Annotated in this window: 1 protein-coding gene; it reads left to right on the top strand. The window is 59.7% G+C overall.

What is annotated here, in order from left to right:
• Positions 1–253: 253 nt before the first annotated feature.
• A partial coding sequence (locus tag AC1DKV_RS40505; protein WP_477139772.1) for a hypothetical protein occupies positions 254–814 on the top strand: 561 nt, incomplete at its 3' end.

Here is an 814-nt window from a genome sequence, read left to right as displayed (position 1 = left end):
GCCCATCACCCTTCCGCTGTGGCTGGGCTGGCTGCTGATCAACGCGTTTCCCGACAGCGTGGAAGCATGCATCCAGTACAACGTGCCCTACACGCCCTTTCCCACGGACATCGACGAGTTGTGCGGCATGGCATCGCCGCAGGTGAACGTCGATGCCTAGCATCATGGGGACCACACCATCCGCACCTTTAGGCTGCTGCTTCTTCAGCGCCTCCATCGATCCTGCCAAGCCGGAGCCAGTGGGGACGCGACAGTGAAAGAGGAAACCATCAGGCGACTTCCGCCCAGCCTGCGTCTGGGCGGCACACCGCTCTATCGGAACCACGCCACCAGCGAGCCGCCCAAACCCGATGGCGTGCGTCGCGTCAATGATCAGTGCGTCGAACTGGAGACCTATGCGAATTTCACGCGGACCAGTACAGCGAGCTTTATTGGCATGTCAGTCGTTGTAGCGATCATAGGCTCACTATTCAGTTTCTGGGCAATTGGTATGGAGGCCCTAACGGCGAAGGACATCGTCTACACCGCTTTGTGTAGCTTGCCTGTGTTAGCGTTTGGATTTTGCTTCTACTTTGCCAGCGGCGCGCATCGCACCCGTGGCGCCTTCATCCGCATTCATCGCGGCACGCGCAAACTCTATTTCATTTTCCCCGGCAAAGAGCGCCTGCACGTGCTCGACTGGAACCAACTCGAAGCCCTGGCCGGCTACATCCCCATCGTGTCTGCCAGTGGCTATGCCAGCCGGCATCCGCTGTACCTGATCGGGGTCGATTACACGATGGACCCGTCGACCGAAATCTGCGCGGCCTGCGGC

Source organism: Cupriavidus sp. 05T41 (assembly GCF_056396525.1).
This window is presented reverse-complemented; position numbering and strand designations above follow the sequence as displayed.